General features: G+C 66.9%; 1 protein-coding gene. It reads right to left on the bottom strand.

Annotation, left to right across the window (positions count from 1 at the left end; all coding sequences use genetic code 11):
• The coding region (locus VFH65_RS01505; protein WP_353319361.1) for an amino acid adenylation domain-containing protein at positions 1–3,391 on the bottom strand (3,391 nt) is incomplete at both ends.

The following is a 3,391-nucleotide window of genomic DNA, read 5'->3' as shown; positions in this document are numbered from 1 at the left end:
GAGCTGGTCGAGTTCCGACTCGTTACGTCCCGCTACTGGGGTGCCAAGGGGGACGTCGACGCCGTCGCCTGCCTTGTGAAGCAGGACGGCCACGACCGCCTGCAACAGCATGAACTCGGTGATGCCGACCTCGCGAGTGAGCTCGACCAGTTTGGCACGGGTGGCGGCATCGACGGTGAACTCGATGGAATCCCCCTCACCGCTTGGCACGGGCGGGCGCGCGAAATCGGGGCGCAGGCCGGAGTCCTCCGGCAGCCCGCGCAGCTGCTGAGTCCAGTAATCCCGTTGCGTGGTAAGGATTTCCGTGTCATCGCCGAGCAGCTTGGCCTGCCACGCGGCGTAGTCGGCGTACTGCACGGGTAACGGCGACCATGCCGGCCCCGCACCGCCGCGGCGGGCGTGGTAGGCGGTCAGCAGATCTTTGAACAGCACACCGGCCGACCAGTGGTCGGCGGCGATGTGGTGCACGACCACCGAGAGCACGTTCTCCTGCGGCGTCGAGAACAGCGCGGCGCGCACCGGCAACTCGCTTTCGAGGTCGAAGACGCCCCTGCGCTCCCGGTCGAGTTCGGCTTGCAGCCAGGCTTCACCTTCGCCGTGCACTCGGCGCACCGGTGTGTCGGCGACGGGATTGACGACCTGGTATGGGGTGCCGTCGATTTCGCGGTAGCTGGTTCGCAGGGTCTCGTGGCGCGCGACCACGTCCGACACCGCTGCGGCCAGTGCGTCGACGTCGCAGGGACCGGTAAGGCGGGCGGCGAACGGGATGTTGTTCACCGGGCTTGGTCCGTCGATGCGGTATTGGAACCAGGTCCGCAGCTGCGATGCCGACATCTGGGCCGGACCGTCGTGTGGCACGGGCACCAATGGCGGACGCCCGTCGGCGTCGGCCGCTCCGGCATCCACCCGTTCGGCCAGCGCGGCGACGGTGCCGAGTTCGAAGATGTCCCTGACACCGAGATCGACACCGCAGCGAGTCCGGACGGAGGCAACCAGCTTGGTAGCGAGCAAGGAGTGCCCGCCGAGTTCGAAGAACGAGTCGTCGGCGCCGATCTGATCCAGGCCGAGCAGTTCTGCGAACATCTCCGCGATCGTCTGTTCGGTGCCCGCGGCGGGAGCGCGAAACTCGGTGCGGCTGTCGATTTCCGGGGTCGGCAGCGCATCCCGGTCGATCTTGCCGTGCGCGGTGATCGGAATCTCGTCGAGCACCACGTAGCCCGCAGGCGTCATGTAGTCCGGCAGCGCGGCGGCAACCCTGGCTCGGATGCGCCCGACGTCGACGGATTCCCCCTCGGTCGCAGGCGTCAGATAACCCACCAGGCTCTTGCCGAGGTGAGGCAGATCCTTCACGACGACGACGGCCTGACCCACGCTGGGATCGACGGAGATCGCGGCGGCGACCTCGCCCAACTCGATACGGAAGCCGCGGATCTTGACCTGCTCGTCGGCACGGCCGACGAACTCGATGTCGCCGTCGGCGTTGCGGCGGGCCAGATCTCCCGACCGGTACAGCCTTGCACCGGGGGTGAACGGGTCGGCGACGAACCGCTCGGCAGTCAGGCCGGGACGACGGTGATATCCCCTCGCGACATGTGTTCCGCCGATGTAGATCTCGCCGATGACGCCAACCGGAACCGGCTGCAGGGCGTCGTCGAGCAGATGAAGCTGCGTGTTGATCTTTGGCTTTCCGATCGGCACGATGCGGGTGCCCTGCGTGCTCTCGACCTTGTACCGGCTTGCGTTGATCACCGTCTCGGTCGGTCCGTAGAAGTTGTGAAGCAACGCGTCGAACGTGGCGTGGAACTTGTCGGCGATCTCACCGGGAAGGGCTTCGCCTCCGATGGGCACGCGAGCAAGGGTGCGCCACTGGTTGACGCCAGGCAGTGACAGGAACAGGCCGAGCAGCGACGGTACGAAGTGCATCGAGGTGATGCCTTCGTCGTGCAGCAGTTCGGTGAGGTAGCCGATGTCACGCAGCCCATCGGGCCTCGGGATCACAAGTCGCGCACCGCAGGCGAGCATGCCGAAGATCTCCGCGATCGAAACGTCGAAGCTCGGCGAGGCCACCTGGAGCAGGCGGTCGGCGTCGCTGATCTGGTAGTCACCCCGGAACCACTGAAAGTACTCCGCCACAGGCCGATGAGGGACGGGCACGCCCTTCGGTAATCCTGTCGAGCCCGACGTGTAGATGAGGTACGCGGCGTTGTCAGGACCAAGCGGGCGGACCCGGTCCAGATCCGTCGGATCGGTGACAGGCGCATCACCGAGATCAGTAACTGGTTCGCGCAGCACCAGTTTGGGGTCGGAGTCGTCGAGGATGAACGCCAAGCGGTCCTCGGGATACGTCGGATCGACCGGCAGGTACACCGCGCCGGCCTTGAGGATTCCGAGTGCCGTGATGACCAACTCGGGCGACTTGTCGAGCAGCACAGCCACCCGATCCTCGGTGCCGACATTCTGCCGGATCAGCCAGTGCGCCACACGATTCGCGGACTCGTTGATCTCGCGGTACGTGTACCGCCTGCCTTCGTAGACGACCGCGACCGCGTCGGGCGTGTCAGCGACCTGCGCCTGCACCAGGGCGGGCAGTGTCGTGGCGGGCGCATGAAACTCCTCCCCCGACGATGCGTCGCGCAGCCAGGCGGCGTCCTCGGCAGCCATGACGGTGAGGTCGCGCAGAGCCCGGTCGGGGTCGGCAAGCGCGGCGTCGAGCAACACCGCGAAATGAGCGAGGAGTTGGGTGGCCAGCGCTGCGTCGAGGACCTCGACCAGATACTCTGCCTCCACCGTCGCGCCTTGAGCATCGAATTCGACCATGAAACCCAAAGGCAACTGCGTGAATTGGCCGCGAAGCTCTGCCCGCGCGCAGGTGATGCCTGGCGGGCTGAAACCGCCGCCATCGGCTTCGCGTGCTCCGAAGCTCACCCTGGCCAGCCGTTCGACGCCGTGGCGGCGGTCGGGGTTGAGCTCTCGGACGACGCGATCGAGGTTGACTCGCTGGTGCGCGAACGCTCCCACCGCGGTGTCGCGAACCTGGTCGAGCAGCGCGCGGAACGTCCGGCTGCCGTGTGGGCGCAGTCGCAGCGCGACGGTGTTGCCGTAGTACCCGATGGCGTTCTCGACGCTTCCGTCTCGGTTGAGAACCGGTGCGGCAACGAGGAAGTCGTCGGTGTGGGTGTAGCGGTGGACCAGCGCCCCGAACGCCGCCAGCAACACCATGTAGGGGGTGGCTCCGGTTTGCCGGCCGAGTGCGGCCGCCTTGTCGACGGTGGCCTGCGGAAGCCGGATGGTCGTGCGGTGCGCGCGAAATGTGCTCGGCACCACCGACCCGTTGGCACCAGGCAGTTCCAGTGCCTCCGGCGGATCCGCGAGGACGGTGCGCCAATATGCT

It is taken from the genome of Mycobacterium sp., from assembly GCF_035697385.1.
In the GTDB taxonomy this organism is placed as follows: Bacteria; Actinomycetota; Actinomycetes; order Mycobacteriales; family Mycobacteriaceae; genus Mycobacterium.
Note: the sequence above shows the minus strand (reverse complement) of the source record. Positions and strands in the feature narration are given on the sequence as shown.